General features: G+C 64.1%; 18 protein-coding genes and 1 pseudogene. 8 read left to right on the forward strand and 11 right to left on the reverse strand.

Annotation, left to right across the window (positions count from 1 at the left end; translation table 11 throughout):
- From BLS52_RS18345 to BLS52_RS19150, 4 genes and pseudogenes are all read right to left on the reverse strand, one after another.
- A pseudogene (locus tag BLS52_RS18345) lies at positions 1-215 on the reverse strand (IS3-like element ISAar46 family transposase); the annotation flags it as partial.
- Between the two features lie 29 nt (positions 216-244).
- Entirely contained in the window at positions 245-1246 is a 1002-nt protein-coding gene (locus BLS52_RS14275) for a hypothetical protein (protein ID WP_217636767.1), read from the reverse strand.
- The gene (locus BLS52_RS14280) at positions 1236-2903 is read right to left on the reverse strand and encodes an N-6 DNA methylase (RefSeq protein ID WP_090587663.1); all 1668 of its coding nucleotides are present in this window, start codon (positions 2901-2903) and stop codon (positions 1236-1238) included. Before BLS52_RS14280 ends, BLS52_RS14275 begins: the two co-directional genes overlap by 11 nt.
- A gap of 107 nt (positions 2904-3010) precedes the next feature.
- A complete protein-coding gene (locus BLS52_RS19150; RefSeq protein ID WP_090587609.1) occupies positions 3011-3553 on the reverse strand; it encodes a Mov34/MPN/PAD-1 family protein in 543 nt (180 codons plus the stop codon).
- Between the two features lie 1232 nt (positions 3554-4785).
- On the opposite strand from BLS52_RS19150, the gene BLS52_RS14295 reads away from it, so the two are divergent.
- Positions 4786-5751: an AAA family ATPase gene (locus BLS52_RS14295; RefSeq protein ID WP_090587612.1), complete on the forward strand. Its 966-nt coding sequence runs from the start codon at positions 4786-4788 to the stop codon at positions 5749-5751.
- The gene (locus BLS52_RS14300; protein ID WP_090587613.1) at positions 5744-8293 is read left to right on the forward strand and encodes a S8 family peptidase; all 2550 of its coding nucleotides are present in this window, start codon (positions 5744-5746) and stop codon (positions 8291-8293) included. The genes BLS52_RS14295 and BLS52_RS14300 overlap by 8 nt, the downstream gene beginning before the upstream one ends.
- Here BLS52_RS14300 and BLS52_RS14305 read toward each other — a convergent pair.
- Positions 8239-8655, reverse strand: a complete 417-nt coding sequence (locus BLS52_RS14305; RefSeq protein ID WP_245702883.1) for a helix-turn-helix domain-containing protein — start codon at positions 8653-8655, stop codon at positions 8239-8241. The genes BLS52_RS14300 and BLS52_RS14305 overlap by 55 nt on opposite strands.
- A gap of 333 nt (positions 8656-8988) precedes the next feature.
- Here BLS52_RS14305 and BLS52_RS14310 point away from each other — a divergent pair, with 333 nt between their 5' ends.
- The 5 genes from BLS52_RS14310 to BLS52_RS14330 all read left to right on the forward strand — a co-directional run bounded on the left by BLS52_RS14310 (position 8989) and on the right by BLS52_RS14330 (position 13095).
- The gene (locus tag BLS52_RS14310) at positions 8989-9594 is read left to right on the forward strand and encodes a hypothetical protein (RefSeq protein WP_090587615.1); all 606 of its coding nucleotides are present in this window, start codon (positions 8989-8991) and stop codon (positions 9592-9594) included.
- A 36-nt stretch (positions 9595-9630) separates the two neighbouring features.
- Positions 9631-10926, forward strand: coding sequence for an endonuclease/exonuclease/phosphatase family protein (locus BLS52_RS14315; protein ID WP_090587616.1), 1296 nt, complete (start codon positions 9631-9633; stop codon positions 10924-10926).
- A gap of 345 nt (positions 10927-11271) precedes the next feature.
- The gene (locus tag BLS52_RS14320) at positions 11272-11481 is read left to right on the forward strand and encodes a hypothetical protein (protein ID WP_090587618.1); all 210 of its coding nucleotides are present in this window, start codon (positions 11272-11274) and stop codon (positions 11479-11481) included.
- A 142-nt stretch (positions 11482-11623) separates the two neighbouring features.
- Entirely contained in the window at positions 11624-12358 is a 735-nt protein-coding gene (locus BLS52_RS14325; protein ID WP_090587665.1) for a helix-turn-helix domain-containing protein, read from the forward strand.
- A complete protein-coding gene (locus BLS52_RS14330; protein ID WP_051470592.1) occupies positions 12355-13095 on the forward strand; it encodes a hypothetical protein in 741 nt (246 codons plus the stop codon). The genes BLS52_RS14325 and BLS52_RS14330 overlap by 4 nt, the downstream gene beginning before the upstream one ends.
- A gap of 209 nt (positions 13096-13304) precedes the next feature.
- Here the strand turns inward: BLS52_RS14330 and BLS52_RS14335 are convergent, their stop codons facing one another.
- From BLS52_RS14335 to BLS52_RS14360, 6 genes are all read right to left on the reverse strand, one after another.
- Positions 13305-13580 carry an HPr family phosphocarrier protein gene (locus BLS52_RS14335; RefSeq protein WP_026544795.1) on the reverse strand — a complete coding sequence of 92 codons (276 nt, stop codon included), beginning with the start codon at positions 13578-13580 and terminating at the stop codon, positions 13305-13307.
- A gap of 29 nt (positions 13581-13609) precedes the next feature.
- A complete protein-coding gene (gene ptsP, locus BLS52_RS14340) occupies positions 13610-15322 on the reverse strand; it encodes a phosphoenolpyruvate--protein phosphotransferase (protein WP_090587620.1) in 1713 nt (570 codons plus the stop codon).
- 23 nt (positions 15323-15345) lie between these two features.
- Positions 15346-17391, reverse strand: coding sequence for a PTS fructose transporter subunit IIABC (locus tag BLS52_RS14345; RefSeq protein ID WP_090587621.1), 2046 nt, complete (start codon positions 17389-17391; stop codon positions 15346-15348).
- Positions 17392-17408: 17 nt separating this feature from the next.
- Positions 17409-18389 carry a 1-phosphofructokinase family hexose kinase gene (locus BLS52_RS14350; protein WP_090587623.1) on the reverse strand — a complete coding sequence of 327 codons (981 nt, stop codon included), beginning with the start codon at positions 18387-18389 and terminating at the stop codon, positions 17409-17411.
- A complete protein-coding gene (locus BLS52_RS14355) occupies positions 18386-19153 on the reverse strand; it encodes a DeoR/GlpR family DNA-binding transcription regulator (RefSeq protein ID WP_026544792.1) in 768 nt (255 codons plus the stop codon). Before BLS52_RS14355 ends, BLS52_RS14350 begins: the two co-directional genes overlap by 4 nt.
- A 203-nt stretch (positions 19154-19356) precedes the next feature.
- Positions 19357-19614, reverse strand: a complete 258-nt coding sequence (locus tag BLS52_RS14360) for a DUF6458 family protein (RefSeq protein WP_026544791.1) — start codon at positions 19612-19614, stop codon at positions 19357-19359.
- Between the two features lie 326 nt (positions 19615-19940).
- Here BLS52_RS14360 and BLS52_RS14365 point away from each other — a divergent pair, with 326 nt between their 5' ends.
- On the forward strand, positions 19941-20207 hold the full coding sequence (locus tag BLS52_RS14365; RefSeq protein WP_026544790.1) for a GlsB/YeaQ/YmgE family stress response membrane protein: 267 nt from the start codon (positions 19941-19943) through the stop codon (positions 20205-20207).
- Positions 20208-20218 lie beyond the last annotated feature (11 nt).

The raw sequence follows: 20218 nt of genomic DNA on the forward strand, positions 1-20218 counted from the left end.
GTCTCCCCGGCTTTCTTGCCAGCCAGGACACCGCCATCACGCAGCTTGCGCCACTCAGCGATCTGAGAGGAATACAGCCCATGCTCACGCAGGAACGCACCGCCCTCCTGACGGGTGCAGGCATCCTCGTACTGCGCTAAAAACTCAAGCTTCTGCGCTGGGGTAAAAGACCTTCGAGGGGTCGGGCCACCGGCACGCGGTCCGGAACTACTCATGGATCCATCTTGGCCTACCTTGGCCAAAACTAGATTAGACATAATGATCGGTTTCCTGGTTCTCGCCCCACGCGATTAAGCTGACTTGCTCTGTCACCGTGGTACCGCTCCAGCCTGACACGTAGGGGCAGTTGGAGATTTACAGGAGGCAGATTGGCCAGTGCTGTCTCGACCTCAGATCCGGCTACTGGTTCCTCTAGGTTTTCGTCCTCGCTGGGGAGAGTGAGGCCGGCTTCAGCCAGAGGGTCTTCGCCATCCCCGGGGTCGTCTGTGCCGCTGGCGACGGCGAGGTGTTCTCCATATTCGATGATGATTAGTGAAACAGCGTGGTAGGCATCATCTTCCCTGCCGAGTTTCTGTAGCAGGTCGATGAGCCATTCGGCTTTGTCGGGAGCCTCCTGGAATATCGTTGACCTGAGCCCGTACACGAAGCCCAAAGCTGCCAGCGGGTGCCGTAGACGCAGATTCTTCGCGTCGCCGTAGGATTCTTCTACCCGGTTAGCTGCGTTCTTGCCGAAGCTTGAGTCCATCCTTTTCGTGCTGATCAGCAGTTCCGGTCCAGCGATCCAGTTAGACATGACCACGTCGACCTGTTTGAGATAGTTCTTTCCCAAGATGCTTGCACTGGACGCTGCCGCACCTGCTGGCGGCGTTGTAGCACGAAGCCGTTTCCACAACGCCTCCCGCTCCTTCACAGTTACCTTCTCCAACAGGCTGACGATGGGGCTAGGAAGAATGCGCGGCGCAGTTGCTCTTGGCCACACAGCGTTCTCATCGAAGCCGGCACGCCGCAGCTCGTACGAGAGCCACACGTCCAGGGCAAGCGCCGGAACGCCCGTGGTGGTCTCGGCCTGCAGGTAAAGGGGGACACCCAAAAGGCGTTTGAGGGTGGGGTAGTCGGGGTGGAATGTTAGCTTCCCGGAGTCATCATGTGCCCAGGGATTTGTGTGGATTCCGTCGGGAGCGGCATCGACGACGATCCGGTCGAACATTGCCCAGGCTTTGGCCTTTGTCGAAGGCTCAGCGGCCACTTCGCCCCCTTGTTACACGCCGATCGGTCATGCTTCTGTGTGCCTCGCGGACGCTCTGCAATGCTTGGACGTCGAGGACACCCGGGTCGGTGAGGAGCACACAATCCACTAGCTCAACAGCCTGAGCGAGCTTGCCTTGCTGGAGAAGCGTCCCTACTTGGCTCTTAATATCCCTGAGTTGCTCAGCCCGGGACATGACTAGTCTGGGGGAGGGCATTGCCCACACATCTGCCTCCCGCGGTTCTAGTTTGAGGATCCCGCCTCCGGAGGAGCGTCCCACCATTTCCGCGTTGAGCAACGTTACGGAGTTCAAGCTAGCCAAGGGTAGAAGATCACGCCCCAGTTCCTTGAGCTCATCGGTGAGGTAGACCCCATGGACGGAGTTCAGATGATGAGCACCGGCGCTATTCGTCGTCAACCTCGCTGTATCAGCGTTCATGCACGTCAAGAGAAGATCGGCTGCTCGCACAAGTGGAACTTTGTACCATGGCTTTCGGACTCGGCACTTGTACGCCTGATCAACTCCTGCCCGATGCCCGGATTCGATATACGCTTCGGCAGCGCTTGAGAGGCTGCCTGAGGGGCGGAATAGCCATGTCGCTTGTCCTGCCCGACCGAGAGCAGCCATTTTCGCCGTAGAGAGCTCCAACCCTCGTAAATGTGAGCTGCCGGGCGGTGAAAGCCGAACCAGCTCCTTACGAGAGAGCCCAAGTTCGCTTACCCTCGCGGGGGACAGGGCGAAGAAGTTGTTATTGCCGGTGACCATGCCGAGGGTGGTGTCCCCCCAAGCCTCAAGGTGCGTGAAATCGCCCGAAGCTTTTAGGGTACGAAGAGGCTCGATCGCGTCGGGCGCGACCAGAAGACCGGTCCATTTCCCTGCGGGGTCCTGTGGCTTCCACGTGAGTGGTACATCCATGCATGCGAGAGCGGCGGCATTCTGGGCTTGATGAATAGTGGCGTGATCCGTCGGGCCCTCCCCGAAACCATCGGCCAGGAGGAGAACGACGTCAGCCTCTGCGTCAAGAAAAACTTGCTCCCTGAACAGAACTAACTCAACGCTGCGGAACCTGTCGAACAGGAACTGTCTGACGGCAGACGCGTAGTTCACACTCAACAATTCCGCCGGAAGGACAAGACCCATGCGGCCACCCGGTTTCAGGAACAACGCGGAATGGACAGTAAAGGCAGCCCAACTTGAAGCTAACGCCGTGAGGGAAACACCAACTTTCAGCGCGGCTTTCCGCGAGCGGGAACGCGACTCACCGGTGAAGTCCTGATACCGAATATATGGAGGATTGCCAATTACCGCCGAATAGTCGGGGCGGGGATCAACATGGAAGAAATCACTGATTGTGATCTTCGCGGTTCCTCCTGCTTCCTTCACCCGGCAGTGCGCAACTCGGGCACTGTGAGGATGAATTTCCACGCCATCCACCCGAGGTGAAATCGCCGGTCTGCCATCCAGCTGCCGCAGGCGCTCGACTGCGCTAACCAAAAAAGCAGCGTCCCCCGTCGAGGGTTCGAGGACAAGATCATCTGCATCTCGAATGGCCCATTCGGCGATAAATTCAGTGATGGTTCCAGGGGTAAAAAAAGCTCCACGAGCCTTGCGAAGCTCAGCCGTGTCGACGAGGGCAGGCAGGGCTGAATGAGGCATGATCACCATTCTGGTCTATCCCACTGACATCCGTGGGAGGCAACGCTCGGACGCTTGCAAAGCAAATGGCGGCAGAGCGGCATTCGATCTTGGCATCACGGGGAGAGTCAGTCCCATCCTTCTAGATCGGTGGCCGTCCGCAGGGGAACCTGAAGCGTACGGAGTGACCTCGCCCACCAGTCACGCCTGATGGTGTGACCGGCTACCACCCATTTCTCGTCCCTAGGTTGGCCAAGGATTATCATGATCGGCTCCGGGCAGCGAGCTGGCACATGCCGGGCTATGGCTCGCAACGTTCCTCTGTCCCGTGAGCTAGGTACGGGCACCGCACCAGGGTGGGTATGCCAGTCTCCGAGGTAAGCAAGGCGGCGACCGGAGCGCGCGTAGAGGAGCGCTATCTGGTCGGACTGCCACGTGGCGTCGGGTGAAAATGAGTCTCGGGCGTGACGGGCATCCGGCCCGGGTCCGACCATATTTGTGATGCACACCGCGTCCTCGGTGCGCCACCCAAGGAGCACTCCGCCGGTTTCCAGAGGCGCACACCTGGCTGCTTCCTCCAGCAAGTCGTCGAGGACGTTCCTGCCTATCCAGATAGTCACGCGTGCGCGCACGACGGGTGCTTGCCCGGCGTGCGGTGTCCTGGCCCACATTGAAACGCGCTTCGATCTCCGCCAGAGTGAACCCCTGCTCGTAGAGCACGCCGATCTCGGCGACCTGCTGGTCGGTCACCTTGCACCGACGTGCGGGAACCGACCGGCGACGGAGGTGGACCGCCACCGTGGTGCGGTGCACGCTGAAGTGCTCGGCAACCCCCGCATGGTCTTGCCTGAGACGTACCTCATTACCAGCTCATCCACCTGAGTGGCATCGAGAAAGGTTTGTTGAGCCATCCCAATGGAGCGGACCGAGGGTCCCCGCAGTCCCGAATCGAGGGCTCAGACGGGCGATGGTCGCGTTGGTATGCCCCGTGAGACCGCCGCCTGGCCAAGGTTTTCGCTTGCGGGGAGAGGTTCTCAAACTCTCTACTGAGGTCCACAAGAGACCCTTGGAAACGCAGCGTTTCCGGGGGGCGTGCTCGTTAGGCGTTACTCAGCTGGTGGAAATTTAGTGACAGATGGCTAAGAACGCCGAAGATTCCTCCTGGCACACGCCTCGAGCGATCGACCGGCGCCGCCAAATAACCACCCTCAAAGAGGGGTTAGTGCTGACTACCACCAGAGAGCGCTCCCTTGGTGAATTTCCGCAACTATCTCAAATAGCGGCCCGCTCGTCTCAGGCGCCGGTACCCTGAGCTGTCCATGACGTCGACAAGGTGCAATTCGTTTTGAAGCCACATGACCTTGCTTGGGAATCCGTCCATGGCAAACGCCCATCGGCTTGGGGCGGTCAGAAATATTTGCAACACCTCTGAGAAAAGTGACGCGAGGTTTAGATTCTCGAACGCCTCTTGGTGGGAGCTGCGACCGTCGCTTGTCCGACCAATAACCGCCATAATGCGAGAGTAGACAAACATCGCCCCTCGCAGCCCCGCAATTCCTGCGCTCACGATCAGGGCACCAGGCAGTAGCTCCGGTGCGCTCAAAGCTCCGGTCCCGACGCCCAGCATCCGAACGGGCCCCTCGAATAGTCAGTAATTCAGCGCTCTCCTAGGAAGCGATCGCCGGACGCCGCGCAGGCCGCCGATGCGGAGCGCCGGACTTCGCTGGACGCGCTCTGCTGAACTCATCCAGTGCACGCGGGACTCGACCGGGCACCACCTGCTTGCGCGGCGCCGTCTTAGCGTCGAGCACCCGCGTGGCCGGCGGCGACCGGATGGGCGATGCTTTGACGGTCGTCCACCGTAGACTATGGAGCACAGGCGACGCACGGTGGGAGGTGAGTGATGGCAGGCTCTGGGGAGCACTTCAAGGCGCTCGTTCGTAGTCACGGAAGCGGCGACGACGACGCTTTCTACTCCGTTGCGCTGCAAGTCGCGGCGCAAGCCGCGCGACAGGGCCATCACCGTCTCGCGGCCGACCTTAAGGCGGCCGTCGACAACTCCCGGGTCGAGCGCCCGAAGAAGGTCACCTCCATCGCTCAACCGCGAGGCGACCTCTCCGACCTGGTGGTCGCCTCCCACCCCGCGGTCGGGCTGAAAGAACTCGTCCTGCCCGAGGAACTCGCCGCACAGGTACGCCGCGTCTTGAGCGAGCAGCGCCAACGCAAACAGCTCCTGGATCACGGGTTCGAGCCGGCTCACCGCCTCCTCTTCGAGGGGCCCCCGGGCACAGGCAAGACCATGACCGCCGCAGTGCTCGCGCACGAGTTGTCGCTGCCTCTGCTGACGATCAGGCTCGACAGCCTGATGAGCAAGTTCATGGGCGAGACCGCGAGCAAACTGCGGGTGATCTTCGACGCAGTCGCGGCGCAACGTGGCGTGTACCTGTTCGATGAATTTGACGCACTCGGCGGCGACCGCGCGGGAAACGACGTCGGTGAAGCACGCCGGATCCTCAACTCATTCCTGGTGTTCCTGGAGAATAGCTCCACCGAGAGCCTCGTCGTCGCGGCAACCAACCACCGTTCGATCCTGGACAAGGCACTGTTCCGTCGCTTTGACATGGTGCTCAACTACTCCCTACCGGATGCGAAACAGGCCGCAGCTGTAATGCGCGTAAGACTCGGCTCGCTCGCCAAAGGACTCCGTTGGGCGACGCTGGCCGACGAGATGACCGAGCTTTCCCACGCCGACCTGGTACGAGCCGCTGAGTCCGCCGCCAAGAGCGTCATCCTCGCCGGCGGCGCGCGCGTGACCGCAGACAATATCCGCGAAGCGCTGCGTTCGCGGCAGGCGGCGAGCGGTGGCTGAGGGACACGAACACCTCAGCCACCTTCTTGTAGAAAATCGAGCAGCAGACGAGGAGTTCCGTCGCCGGGGTGGACCTGACCCGAAGATCCAGCCCGTCGAGGACCGCGCCGGACACGGTGGTGGGCGTCTGAGCGAGTTGCAGGCGGCGTTCTCCAGTATCGACCAGGCACGAGAGGACCAGTTCACCGAGGCCGAACTCCGCGCCCTCGGCACCATCATCACACTGGAAGGCCAAGACCCGGCCTACCCGCTGAAGCTCGACACCCTCCAGCAGTTCACGACGCATCGCGCCCCGAACCGCAGACGGCCGAAGTGGCTGCTGCTCTCCGTACTGCCCGCGGACAAAGCCGCGGGCACCCCCGAGCGGGCAACCGTGTGGGTCAGCGACGACTATCGTCCGCGGTTCCTTCAGCTCTTCGAGGACTACCTGGCGAAGGAGTCACCGAAGGGCAAGCCACGAAACAATGAACTCGTCGCCAACATCGCGCGCATCCGCGCCACGGTCCTGGCCGACCTGTGGCAATCCGATGGCAGCCCGTCAAAAGGCACGACGTCATGGTGGGAAGTGTGGCTGCGCCCCAGCGCTGACGGGCCCGATCTCATGCGACGCTTCGCCGAGGTCTCAGGGCTGACTGTCTCGCAGCGTCTCCTCCGGCTGGTGGACCGCGACGTCATGTGGGTCGAGGCGACCTGGGCACAACTTGAGGTTCTCCCGTTCACCGCGATCCCGCTCGCCGAGATACGACGCCCGGAGTTCATCGACTCAATCGAAGACCTCACCTCCGAGGAGCAGGCTGAGTACGCCGACGACCTGGCCAAACGGTTGGAGCCCGCCGATGAACTCCAACCCGCTGTCTGCCACCTCGACACCGGCGTCGCCAGGAATCATGTCCTCATCGAGGGCTCCCTCGCACCCCAAGACCTGCACACCGTCCTCGGAGTCAGCGGGTACGACCGCGACGGTCACGGCACCAAGATGGCCGGGCTCGCACTGCTGGGCGACACGATGGACCGCCACCTCCTCGGATCAGACACCGTCACGTTGCGTCACCGACTCGAATCGGTTCGCATCCTCCCAACGGGAACCGAGAAACAGCACGATCCCCGTGTCTATGGAGACGTCACCGTGCAGGCGGTGTCGCTGCCAGAAATCGCCGCAGCACGGCGTCGCGTGTTCTGCATGCCGGTCAGCACCACCACCGACACTCCCGGCAAACCCGGTCAACCCACCTTGTGGTCGGCCACCGTCGACGCTCTGGCCGCCGGCGCCAGCGTCGTCAGCGACCGAGACGAACTCCGTCTGCTGGCTCCGCCGGACAACGACGCGGCACGCCTGCTGATGGTGTCCGCAGGCAACGTCACCGGCACCTACGTCGCTGACCACCTCGCAGAGTCCGATACCGCGGCTGTTCGCGATCCCGGACAAGCATGGAACGCACTCACCGTCGGTGCCTACACCGGTCTGGATACCGTGCCAACCGACCCCGCCTACGCGGGCTGGTCGGCCCTCGCACGGAGCGGCGACCTCTCGCCGCACAGCCGCACCTCGCTGCCGTTCGGCAACCGGCCCTGGCCGATCAAGCCAGACATCGTCATGGAGGGCGGCAACGTGCTCCACGACGGAAGCTCCATGTTCGAGCCCAACCACCCGGTACTGTCCCTGCGAACCACCGGTTACGCCACCGACCAGGCGCTGGCATCGGCCAACGCCACCAGCGCAGCGACCGCGCAAGCCGCGCGGCTCGCCGCGCTCGTCATGGCGACCTATCCTGAATACTGGCCCGAGACTGTACGTGCGCTCCTCGTTCACGCCGCCGAGTGGACACCGACCATGCGCCAAGAGATCGACCAGGCACGGCGCAGCGGGCTTCAAGCTCAGCAGATGCTGCTCCGCCGCTACGGGTGGGGCGTGCCGACCGAGGAACGAGTCCTGTTCTCCTCCGGTCGAGCCGTCACGCTCGTCGTGCAAGACGAGTTCGTGCCCTTCGAGGGGGACGACTTCAAAGCCCCATCGTTCCGGCTGCACGACCTTCCGTGGCCACGTGAGGTACTGCAAGACCTGGGCTCGACTTCGGTGACCCTGCGAGTCACTCTTTCCTACTTCATCGAACCCACAGCGTCCCGGCGAGGCTGGCGCCAGCGGTACAAGTACGCGTCACATGGGCTCCGATTCGAACTGCAAGACCCACTTGAGTCTGAGGCGCAGTTCGTACAACGAGTCAACCATGAAGCCCGTACCGAGGAGTCCGGCGGTCGCCCCGCAGCCGGACAAGTGTCCTGGCTGGTCGGTGCCAACCAGCGCCTGTATGGCTCCCTGCATCAAGACCTTTGGGAAACGTCCGGCGCGGAACTTGCCGACACCGGAAAGGTGGCCGTATACCCCGTCGGCGGCTGGTGGAAGAACACCAAGAACCGCGACCGCATCGACCGAGCGGTGCGATACGCGCTGGTCATATCGCTCAAGACCGACGCCACCGGCGTGGACCTTTACACGCCGGTCGCGAACACACTCCACGTCCCGGTCGAGATCCCAATCGAGTGACTCTTCACCCCGGCCGACTCGCTTGCTTCGGCAGCCACTCGGGTGCTCTGCGGGCGCCGGCCACTGGGCCGGATCGTGACTCCCTCTGCGGCGATGGACCGTCGCACGGTCTGCTGGCTCACGCCGAACCGCATTCCGACCTGCAACAGCGTGAGACCCGACTCGTAGAGAGCGGCTGCCTCGGCAACGAGAAGCCCATCGAGCCCGTCCTGACGAATCGGAACCGCGCGGCGAACCAGGTGCGCTGCGACGGTGCGGCGGTCGACGCCGAACTGACGGCCCAGCTGAGCTAGCGTCGCTCCCGCCTCATACAAGCCCACCAATTCATCAACCTGAACCGGGCGGAGAAGGGTTTGAGTCATCCCAATTGACCGCACCATCCGCCCCCGGGCGTCCCTCACGGCCGGTCCGGACGAGCGACGCGAACTCCGAAAGACCCCACGAGACCGCCGTGAAATGAGGGTCTTCAAGGCCGGGCAGGGGTTCTCAAACTCTCTACGAAGGTCCACCACATGTAGCAGAGCATCCCCGTCGAACCATCGGCGGGGATGCTCTGTGTCGGGGTATATCCCTTGATCGCACAGGGCAACGTTGCCTTATGGCAACAGCCATTGACTCCGGCCGGCAGGAAGCCTGTACTGGAAGGGAAAGAGACTTTCAGTACAGCGGCACCGAAGATGCCGAAGGGAATTCCGATGACCACCCTGTTGGCGATACCCGTCCAGACGGCGCTCGCCGTCGTCGTCATCTGTGCGCTCATCGCTCTGACGGCGGTCGCTGTCTCACGGGGGCTGGAGCGCGATCAGGACCGCGACGGCATCTTCTGGACCGGTTTCACCGGAGGCTTCGCCTGTCTGGGCGCAATGACCGGAGCCATGGTGGTGATTCCGGAGACAGCGGCGGTCACGGGTCTCACCGGCCTGCTGGGCATCGGGATGGCCGCCGGCTGGGTGTGGCGCGGTGAGCAGGAGCGGGGCGCCCGCCGTCGTCGTCAGATGGTGGAAAGGGAGTGGGCAGCCTTGCGTGCCCGCCACGAATCCGTGCTGCAGCGGTGGGTGAGTTACGAGCTGGACCCGGCGGTCGCCATCGATTACCCGGCCATGACTGACCTCAGGCAGGCCGAAACTGCGCAACTGGTGCGCGCGATGCGGAGGGCTGCCGTCCTGCGTGAGCAGGCCGAGACGGCCGACGACGGCGGTGCGTCCGGTTACGAGTCAGCCGTCGCCGAACTGGAGGCTGCGTTCGAGGCGGCCGAGCAGGCGGCCGGGGCCCGTTCGACCGCTCACAGGGAGGACCGTTAGGCTGGGCTGGTCACTCAGGATCGAAGGGGAAAGTCGATGAGTCCAGCACGCACCTTCCAGCACAGGGCGCTCGCCGTCCTCGCCGCCGGAGCACTCGCGCTCACGTCGGCCGGGCTCGCTGCGCCCGGAGCTGCCGCTGCGGCCGACGCGAAGTCCGGCACCTCGGCGCAGGCCGAGCGCAAACAGCAGGTGCGCTTCGCGACCTATAACGCGAGCCTGAACCGGTCGACCGAGGGAGCGCTGGTTGCGGACCTGAGCACCGGGGATGACGCGCAGGCGCAAAAAATCGCGGAGGTCATCCAGATCAGCGCCCCTGACGTGGTGCTGCTCAACGAATTCGATTACGACGCCGGCCACAAGGCCGCTGATCTCTTCCGGACCAACTACCTCGAGGTCAGCCAGAACGGCAAGGTTCCCGTCCAGTACCCGTACGTCTACACGGCTCCGTCCAACACCGGTATCCCCAGCGGGATGGACCTGAACAATGACGGCACTGTCGGCGGCGCCGATGACGCGCTGGGATTCGGCCAGTTCGAGGGACAGTACGGGATGGTGCTGTACTCCAAATACCCCATCGACACCCGGAACGTCCGTACTTTCCAGAACTTCCTGTGGAAGGACATGCCGGGGGCACTCCTGCCCGACAATCCGGCAACCGCCAGGCCCGGCGACTGGTTCACCGATGAGGAGCTGGCTGCAGTCCGCCTCTCCAGCAAATCCCACTGGGACGTGCCGGTCACTATTGACGGTTCCACCGTGCACGTTCTCGCGAGCCACCCCACTCCGCCCGTGTTCGACACCGACGAGGACCGCAACGGCCGCCGGAACAGCGACGAGATCCGGTTCTGGGCGGACTACATCCGAGGCGGGCAGGACGCCCGCTACATTTACGACGACGGCGGCACCCGCGGCGGTCTCGACCGGCGTGCCGACTTTGTGGTGCTGGGCGATCTCAACAGCGACCCCGCTGACGGGGAATCACGCGACGGGTCGATCAGTCAGCTCCTCGAACTGAGGGAGGTCCGGGATCCGCTGCCCGCCGCGGAGGGTGCGGCTGAAGCGTCGGTCCTTCAGGGCAGAATCAACCTGGAACACCGCGGTGATCCAGCTCTGGACACAGCCGACTTCGAGGATGCCGCCGCCGGCAACCTCCGTGTGGATTACGCGCTCCCCTCTAAAACGCTCAAAGTCCGGGGCTCGGGTATTTTCTGGCCGCGTGCCGGTACACCCGGTTCGGAATTGACGGGGGTCTACCCGTTCCCCACGAGCGACCACCGCCTGGTGTATGTCGACGTCGACGTCGCCTCCCCTTCGGACAGCAGGAGAAACTAGGCGCTCCAAGCCCTCCGGCACGAGCTGGGCAGGCAGGACTCTGGTCAGGCATCTGAGGCTCGTGTAGCCTGACCGCCATGGGAACAATAATTTTCGAGTAGTTGCGTCGCTGGCGGCCGTGCCCGTCCCGCATACAGGAACACCCACCCAAAAGACCGTGTCGAGGCATTTGCCTCCATGCTTGTTCCCTCCTCTCCTGCGCACCGGACAGCCGGAAAACTGACTGTGCAGCAGAAGCCTCGTCGGAACCCACAGATCCAGAGCGGCCCAGCAGGCGCTGACGCCGTGACTTTACGGATTCTGGCGGTGAGGGAGCCCGCCGGTCACAGCCATTGAAGGAGAGTCATGCCGCAGCAAGACAACCAACAGCCCCTGAACGTTCAGGTCACAGAGGCAGCAGCGAAGAAACTGGCCGATGATCCGCGGGCCCGGGAAGCGCTGGCGCGAAAGAACCCCGCCTTCGGGGAACTGGACAGCGCACACAGCACCGGCAGGAACAAATCCATCCACGCCAGCAGCAAGCAGGGAAAGCCCGAGAAGAAGGTGCGCTGGTGAGGGACGGCGTCCACAGAGGGCGTTAACGTGAAACTGGCTCCGCGTTCTGCGTATGGGGGAATCGCAGAATGGGGAGCCAGTTCCATAACTATAATGCACGGGAGGGGTTAAAAGTCCAGTCGAAATCCACCGAAGGGTGATGATGACAGTCACAGCTAAGGCGTTTCAGCTGTGGCGTTCCCGGATAGCCCCTGAAGCAACGGTTTCCGACCTCTGCCGCAAGGCCGACATCAAGCGGTCCACCCTCGCCCAGCAGCTTGTTCGCGGGAAAGTGTCCGTGGAAACTGTGGTCAGCATAGCCCGCGCCTACGGAATTCCTCCCGTAGAGGCACTGAGTGAGTTCGAGGGTTACCGTGACCTTACGGACGGCCTGATTCCGCCCACGCCGGAGGAATACCTGAGCCAGGTGTCCTCGATGGACCTGTTGCGCCTGATCCTGGGACGCAGTGAGGACACCGACTGTGTCGGCTGCCCGATCAGTTTTCAGCTTGAACCTCTCCCACACAGGTACTCGGTCCGCGCCTGGTTCGACGCCGTCGACCGCGGGGAGCTGCGCCAGGCGCTCACCACGAGGACCGGCATCGCGCCCCAGAACCTCTCTGCACAGCTCAGCGCCGGCCGGCTGAGCACGCAGTTGTGCGTGGAGGTGGCCCGGGTGTCCGGGGTATCCCTTGCGAACGGCCTGGTGGTTACCGGCCTGCTCACCCCAGAAGAGGCTGACTGGGCAGGCACCGGCCGCGAGCAGGTGTTGAGCGGCCTGCCCGATTCGGAGCTGATCCTGCTGGCGCGTGACCGGTTGGACGGGCTTGGGAAACGCCTGCGCAAGCAGGAGCAGGACAGTACGCGTGACCAGACACTATGGGAGAACCTCGGATGAGCAGCGGAACACTGATTCAATGGATTGCGCTGGCCATCTGCGTCATCTTTGCTGCCGCCAGAATGCCCGACGCCGTTCGCGGCAAGGGCCGGTGCATGTTCGTGGTGCTGGTGCTTTTCGTGCTCGCGGTGGCGCTGAGCCTTCCACCGATCTACCTTGTTGTTGACGGCCTCCTCGGTGGCGTGAACGTCGCAAACCTCCTGATCCGCTTCAGCCTGTATGCCATCATGCTGCTGCTCGGCCTACGCGGGGCCGCAGCCTTCGGGTCCCGGCGCGCCCAGGCCCTTATCCGTGGACCGGTGGGGATCTCGGTTCTTGGCTTCACTGTGGTGGCCACCGTGATCCTGTTCGTGTTGAGCGACCTCCCCGAATCCTCGACCGGCCTGCGCGCCTACGCTGACCAGACAACCGTGCACTGGTACGCCCACCTTGGCCGGATCTATCCGGCCTACGTGGGCGCCTGCCTGCTGGGTCCGGCAGCAGCGAACGCCCTGGACACGACCGCCCGCGGTTTGCATCGTCTGGCGGCGGGGATGATGGCAGTCGGCTTTGTGATGGTCCTGGCACACATGGCCCTCAAGCTCACGGGCATCAGGACGGGGGCCGCTGATGTCTACCTCCCGTTCGGCGCGATTGTCCTGGTGACGACTGGTATCACCCTGATCTGGCTGTCCCGGAGACGGTCGGCGAAGGACGGCTCTGCCAACTTTCTCGCGGGCGAGCAGCGGCGCTTCTGAAGGTGCGGTTAGTCCCTTTGAAAGATTATTCCGACCAATATCGCAAACACTGTTCACGTTTTCATCATGGTGTGTCAAAATTATGATTATGTAACTCCCGGCGACCGTGGGGGGTCACCGGGTTTACACAGCAATAGGTGCGTCCATTAGAACGGGTGGACGCACCTATTTCGATTTCCGGGACGGGCTAGCCCGCCGGCAGCGTGCTGTCAGGCGTCGTGGTCTGTTTCGAGGATGCGAACCAGCGAGTCAAGAGCCTCATCCGCGCCGTCGTCCTCTGACCGGAGTACCACCACGTCACCGTGCTCGGCTCCCAGGCTCATCAGCGAAAGGATGCTCGAAGCATCCATCGCTTCGTCCGCCGGGCTGCCCTCAAGGGCAATGGTCACCTCAACGGGCAGTTCCCCCGCCGCTTCGGCGAAAATGGCTGCAGGCCGGGCGTGGAGCCCCACCCGGCTGGCTACGGTTGCTTTGCGTTCGATCATGATCTTCCTTCCGTTGCTTTTGTGCGAGCCTACAGGCCCAGGGTCTCGAGGATGGGTAAACCGGCCCGCACCGCTGCGCGTGCCTCCAGGGCCGTCGGCGCGGCCAGCGCGCGCTCAGCCAGTTCCCTGGCTTCTGCTGTTGACACCGAGCCGATCACTGCCGCCACAGCGGCCAGCGCCCGTGAACTCATCGACAGTGAGTCGACCCCCAGGCCTACCAGAACGACGGCGAGGGCCGGATCCGCGGCCGCCTCACCACAGACGCCGACTGACTTCCGCCCGGCATCCGCGCCGTCGGGGCCGGCCTCACTGCGGGCGGCACCGGCACCGGCCACCGTACTCCGGATCAGCTGAAGGACAGCCGGCTGCCACGGGTCGTTGAGGGCGGCCAACGGGCCGAGCTGACGGTCCGCGGCCATCACGTACTGGGTGAGGTCATTGGTGCCGATGGACACAAAATCCACCCGCTGCAGGATGGTCCGTGCGGTGAGAGCAGCAGAGGGAACCTCAACCATTACCCCGGGTGTCTGCAGCCCGGCTGCAGCGCAGGACTCAGCGAAGCGCCGCGCCTCCTCTGCAGTGGAAATCATCGGTGCCATGACCCAGATGTCGGTGGTTGCGCCGTCGGACGCCTCGGCGATCGCCTTCAGCTGGCGGTCCACCACGCCGGGAGTCACAAGTTCCGTGCGGTAACCGCGGACGCCGAGTGCGGGATTGGGTTCGGTGGCGTCCGTCAGGAAGGGGAGGGGCTTGTCCGCGCCGGCGTCGAGGGTGCGCACCACCACCTTTCCGTGGGGGAATGCATCGAAAACTTCCCGGTACGCCGCGGACTGTTCGGCGACTGTCGGCTCCGTATCCCGGTCCAGGAAACAGAACTCGGTGCGGAGCAGGCCAACACCCTCGGCCCCTGCTTCCGCCGCCTTCCGGGCGTCGGAACCTCCACCCACGTTGGCGAGCAGCGGCACACGGTGACCGTCCGACGTCGTACAGGTGCCGTTGTAGGCGCCAAGCGAACGCGCCTGCTCCGCCCAGATGGCCGATGCCGTCCGTTCCACGTCCCCCGGCCCGGTGAGTACGGTTCCCGCGGCGCCGTCGACAAACACCTCGGTGCCGTCCTTGATCTCGTCCACGCCGCGGGCGGCCACGACGGCGGGGAGACCGAGTGCCCGCGCCAGGATGGCGGTGTGGGACTGGGGGCCGCCGGAGGAGGTGATCAACGCAAGAACCACTTCCGGGTCAAGCGTTGCGGTATCCGCCGGTGCCAGATCCTCCGCCGCGAGAACAAAGGGGCGGTCGGCCGCAGGAATACCGGGGGCCGGCAGGCCGCGCAGTTCGGCGACGATCCGCGAACGGACGTCCAGGACGTCCTGGGTGCGCTCGGCCATGTAACCGCCCAGGCCCCTCAGCATGTCCGCCACCTGCGCCCCCGCCTCCCAGACTGCCCGTTCGGCGGAGATGCCGGCGACGATGAGGGTATTGGAGGATTTCAGGAGCATGGGATCCGCTGCCATCATGGCGGTGGCTTCCAGGACTGCCCTGGCGTCTCCGGTGGCCGAGTCGCCGCGCTTCCGCAGCTCGGCCTGCACGCTCTTGGCGGCGGCCTTCAACCGTGCCGTTTCCTCATCAACCGTGGTGCTGGACCATTTCTCCCCGGCTGGGGGCTCCGCTACCGGGCGCGGCATTTGCCGTACCGGTCCGATGACCCTGCCGGGGCTCACTCCTACGCCTGTAAACGTGTTCAATGGTCCAACTCCTCAGCTTGGGACTAGGCGGCAACCGACTCGGAAGCGGCAGCCGGTACCGGCTTGCGGACAGCGAACCGCTTGAGGGCCACCACCGCCAGGGCCGAGATGACCATGCCTACGAGGATCGCTACAACAAACATAACGACATTGCCGATCGCGAAGAATACAAAGATTCCTCCGTGGGGGGCCTGCGATGTCACTCCGGTTCCCATGATGATGGCGCCGGTTACCGCCGAACCCAGCATTCCTGCGGGGATGACCCGCAGCGGATCCGCTGCCGCGAAGGGGATTGCACCCTCGGAGATGAAGGCGGATCCCAGGAGCCAGGCAGCCTTGCCGTTCTCGCGCTCGGCGAGGGAGAAACGGCGTCGGTCGATCACCGTTGCCAGCGCCATGGCCAGCGGGGGAACCATGCCTGCGGCCATGACCGCGGCCATGATCTGCCATGGCGCCTGGTTGGCGACGGTGCCGGCACCGAGGCCGGCGACGGCGAAGGCGTAGGCCACCTTGTTGATGGGGCCGCCGAGGTCGATGGCCATCATCAGGCCGAGGATAACCCCGAGGAGCAGTGCACCGGCACCGGTGAGGCCGGACAGCCAGTCGTTCAGTGCCACGGTCAGGCCGGCAATCGGGCCGCCCAGGATCAGGATCATGAGACCGGAAGCCACAATGGAGGCGACCAGCGGGATGATGACCACCGGCATGAGGCCGCGCAGCCAGCGGGGTACCGACAGTTTGCCGATCTTCATGGCCACGTACCCGGCGAGCAGGCCGCCGACGATCGCCCCGAGGAACCCGGCGCCCATGAAACCTGCCACCGCGCCGGCAACGAAGCCCGGTGCGATGCCCGGCCGGTCAGCGAGCGCGTAGGCAATGTAGCCCGCAAGGGCCGGAACCAGGAAGCCCATTGACAGGGCGCCGATCTTGAAGAGCACCGCTCCGAGGTAGGCACCGAGGGCACCCGAGGCTGTTTCCGGGAATTCCGTGGGCAGGTTCCACAGGCTGTTGTTGACCACCATGTCATCAGCAAACCCGGTGATGTCATACCCGCCGAGCAGGAAGCCGAGGGCAATGAGGAGGCCGCCGCCGGCAACGAACGGGATCATGTAGCTGACGCCCGTGAGCAGCGCGCGCTTGAGCTGGCCGCCGATGCTTTCACTGCCGGACTCGTCGTCGTGCGTTCCGGGTGTCGAGGAGTCGGCCACACGGCGGGCATTCGGGTTGTCGGCGGCGGCGAGCGCTTCCTCCACCATGACGCCGGGCTCGTCGATGCCGCGCTTCACGGGAGCGTTGATGACCGGCTTGCCGGCGAACCGGTGCTTGTCGCGAACGTCGACGTCGACGGCAAAGATGACGGCGTCGGCAGCGGCGATCACGGAGGGGTCCAGGGGAGTGGATGCGGAGGATCCCTGCGTCTCCACCTGGAGGTCGATGCCGCGCTCCTTGGCGGCGGCAACCAGGGAGTCCGCGGCCATATAGGTATGGGCGATCCCGGTGGGGCAGGCGGTCACGGCGATCAGGCGCTTGGTGCGCGCTGCGACCGGCGGCGTGGTGGTACCGGGGTCGGCAGACTCCGGGTTCACCGAGGTGGCGCCGCCTTCCTTCTTCGCGGGCCCGGCGTCGAGCGCTTCCTCCACGAGGGCCACGATCTCCTGCTCGGAGGAAGCGGCGCGCAGCGCTGCGGTGAAGTCCTTCTTGATCAGGGAGCGGGCGAGCTTCGACAGGAGCTTGAGATGCTGCTGGTCCGCGCCCTCCGGGGCTGCGATGAAGAACACCAGGTCTGCCGGGCCGTCCTTGGCACCGAAATCGACCTTCGGTTCGAGGCGGGCCATGGCGAGCGTCGGCTCAAGGACGGCGGTGGACCGGCAATGCGGGATGGCGATTCCACCGGGAATTCCGGTGGCCGTCTTCTCCTCGCGGGCCAGGGCGTCAGCGAACAGCCCTTCCACCTGGTCGGCACGGCCCTGCGCCACCACCAGCTCGGCGAGCCGGCGGATAACGCCGGCGCGGTCATTGCCCAGCGACTTGTCGAGGACGACAAGTTCTGGCGTAATCATTGCGGACATCGGAATTCCTTTGGGGGTTATGGGTGGTTGGGGGACGTGTTGGCTGGGGTGAGCGCCCGTACCGTGACGGCGTCGGGCGTGGTCTGGTGCATGGCGGGCACGGTGGATCCCGGCAGGGAGGCCGCGGCCGAACCGTGGGCCACCGCCTGGCGAAGGCAGTCGGGGGCGCCGGCGCCGCCGGTATGCGCCAGAAGGTAGCCGGCCAGCGCGGAGTCTCCCGCGCCGACGGTCGAGATGGCAGTGATGGGTGGGTGCTGGGCATGCCAGGCACCCTCCGCGGTGACCAGCAGGGCGCCCTTGGACCCGAGGGTCGCAAGCACGGCGCCGACGCCGCGGCCGAGTAACCGGGTGGCGGCCTCCACGGCGAGTTCCTGTTCGTCTTCCAGGCTGTCTCCTGCACCGAGTCCGGTGAGCTGGGAGAGCTCCTCTGCGTTCGGCTTGAGCAGATCAGGAGCGGCGCCGCCCTCAATGGCGGCAATCAACGCAGCCTCGGAGGCATCAAGGGCGATCAGTGGTGCCCGGTCGCCATGCCGCGTCCTGACCGCGCGCACCACTGCGGCGTAGAAATCGGACTCAAGTCCCGGCGGTAGGGACCCCGCGAGCACCAGCCATCGGGCGCCGTCGGACAGGTGTACCACCAGATCGATGAGTGCGTCGGCTTCCTGCCGGTTCAGCGCGGGGCCGGGCTCGTTGATCTTGGTGGTGGTGCCGTCGGGTTCCGTGATGGTCACATTGCTGCGCAGTGCCGCTGCAATGGGCAGGTTGCGGTACGGCACGCCGGCGGCCTGAAGGCCCACAAGCACCGGGTCATTGTCATGGCCGGGCAGGATGGCGAGGGTGTCCGCGCCGCCCGCCGACAGAGCGCGGCACACATTGACGCCCTTGCCGCCGGATTCCTGGCGGTTGGCCGTTGCGCGCTGAACTGCGCCGCGGGCAAGGGGAGCGGCAAGCTCGATGGTGCGGTCGAGGCTGGGATTGGCGGTCAGGGTGATGATCATGCGATCACCAGCTCTACATCGGCATCCGCCAGTGCCCGCGCGAGCGCCGGTTCGGGCTGGGCGTCGGTGATGAGCGCGTCGATCTCGGTGAGTCCGGCGAAACCGACGAGCGTCTGCGCGTCCAGTTTCGACGCGTCCGCCAGAACGACGACGCGGCGTGCTGATTGAACGATTGCAGCCTTCACGGAGGCCTCCTCAGGGTCTGGGGTGCTGAGCCCGAATTCCGGGTGCACTCCGTTGGTTCCAATGAAAACGACGTCCGGCCGGAATCCGCTGTACCGCGCCACCGTGCCGCTGCCCACGCACACACTGGTGAGGCTGCGGACGCGGCCGCCGATGAACTCAACCTGCAGCGATGAACCGATCAGGGTGTGGGCTACCGGCACCGAATGGGTGATGATGAGCAGCTGGTCAACGGCTTCCTGCGCGAGGAGCCCCGCCAGGTAACCGGTGGTGGTGCCGCCGTCGAGCACTATGGAGCCCTCAGCTGGAACCATCCCCAGCGCCGCCTTGGCGATGCGCGCCTTCTCGGCCTGGTTGCGTCCCTCGCGGCTGGTCAGGCTGAGCTCACTGGTGCTGGCGCTCGCCGCCGGGACCGCGCCACCATGGACGCGGCGCAGAAGCCCGTCCTTCTCCAGGAGTGCCAGGTCGCGGCGGACTGTCTCCTTGGTGATGTTGAAACGGGCGGCGAGCTGTGCGACCGTGACCCGCCCCTCGGACGCAACCAGCGTGGCGATCCTGTTGTAGCGTTCTTCGGCGAACACGGGACTCCTTACGGGTGACGGCAATCACATGAATGTGTGTTTCAGTGACTCTATCTGTGTTTGTGTCTGCCTGTCAATCAAAAACGGAGTCAAACCCAAATTCAATTTTTGACGCTGTGGCGTTAAAGCAGGAAGCCACCCGCAGGGATGCAGGTGGCTTCACGGTGGGGCCGGCTGACTCGCCGGCCAAACAGGCGGACAGGTCAGATGCCGCCATCGCGGGTCTCGTTGCGGGTAATCTGCTCGCCGGTGTTGGGATCCTGGACGGTCCTGGATTCGCTGACACGCCGCTGGCTGCGGGGTGCGTTCATGAGCAGGGACACGATAAGCCCCAGGATGCCCACTCCCATCAGGATGTAGCCCACCAGGGTGAGATCGATGAAGTTCACGAGATTGTCTGCGACGGCGAAGGCCAGGATTGCACCGAGTGCAATCAGGACGATGGAGGAACCGATTCTCATGCCAACTACTCCTTGATTTGACCCGCCGTGAAGTTTTTGTGGTTAGTGCAGTAGCCACGGTGGGTTGCGAATATCGCGCTATGTAATCAGCATACTTGGCTGCCGGTTCGAGTGGCTCGGGCGGCGCGGCGAAATTATCCAGCGGGGCCACATCCCGACCTAACGGTGAAGTTTTGATTACGGGGGGTTGCAAACTGTCGGAGCAGGAGTTTAATGGTTCCACTGGCAGGGGCGTAAGCTATTACTAAGCGCACTGATGAAGTAGGGTGGTAAGTAGTTGCACTTCGGTGCACCGTGAAATCGAACATTCGATAAAGGAGCACTTCATGAATTTCCTCGCATTTCTTCTTCTCGGTCTTATTGCGGGCGCCATCGCCAAGATGATTCTGCCCGGACGCCAGGGTGGCGGCTGGCTCATCACGCTTGTTCTCGGCGTGGTTGGAGCCCTTCTGGGAGGCTTCCTGGGCAACCTGCTCTTCGGTGTCGGAGTGAATGAGTTCTTCTCGCTTTCCTCGTGGCTGCTGGCCATCGGCGGAGCGATCATCGTCCTCCTCGTCTACGGAGCTATCACCAAGAATCGCTCGCACGCCTAATTGGGTGTGAC

This window comes from Arthrobacter subterraneus (genome assembly GCF_900099735.1).
In the GTDB taxonomy this organism is placed as follows: domain Bacteria; phylum Actinomycetota; class Actinomycetes; order Actinomycetales; family Micrococcaceae; genus Arthrobacter_D; species Arthrobacter_D subterraneus.